Source organism: Vibrio sp. D173a, assembly GCF_030248475.1.
In genome coordinates this window covers 1-603 of record NZ_JAHGAH010000375.1, presented here as the reverse complement: position 1 = coordinate 603, position 603 = coordinate 1, and the positions used below count along the sequence as shown (strand labels likewise).

Below are 603 nucleotides of genomic sequence, written 5' to 3'. Positions count from 1 at the left end.
TGGTGGCAACTGCGCGGGGGCTGAGGTCAAGTTTATCATCACATTGCTTTGCGCACTCGCAGACTTCGCGTGCTCGATCTCTTTGGGATGGTTTTTGACCGTATAATCATAAAAACACATGTCGGGCCCATTCGTTTCGACCGTAAAGCTGAGTTGCTCTCGATTGATGCTCGTGGGCGCTGGACAATCAGAATGACTCACCGTCACCGACTCCAGTGTCACCGGCAATCCTTGCGGGTCAGCCACCGATTCTTTCAAAGACACTTGCGTTTGACCATCCGCCATTGACAACTGGTTAAAGGCATCCCTGGCTAAAGGCGCCAGAACATTACCGGTGGCGGTGGAGGCGTTATCCCCTTCTCCGCCACATCCAAACAACACTAGCAATAACAAGCTTGCTATCGATTTTCGCCACATTTCTCTTCTCTCCACTATGCGCCAAAGGCGATGAGCATCAACACATTCACGGCTATCATATAAGCCACCATCACAAGCAAGGTTCGCGTTGCAATCATGAGTCCATCCTCACGCTCTCTTATCGTAACATCGACACGACAGCCAATGAGCGACCATAATTTGGACTCAACGCGCCATGTTGCTTGT

1 pseudogene is annotated in these 603 nt (G+C 50.7%); it reads right to left on the bottom strand.

The window, feature by feature from the left end:
• Window positions 1–417 (bottom strand): annotated as a pseudogene (locus tag KIV40_RS25935) (peptidase); the annotation flags it as partial.
• Between the last annotated feature and the right edge of the window lie 186 nt (window positions 418–603).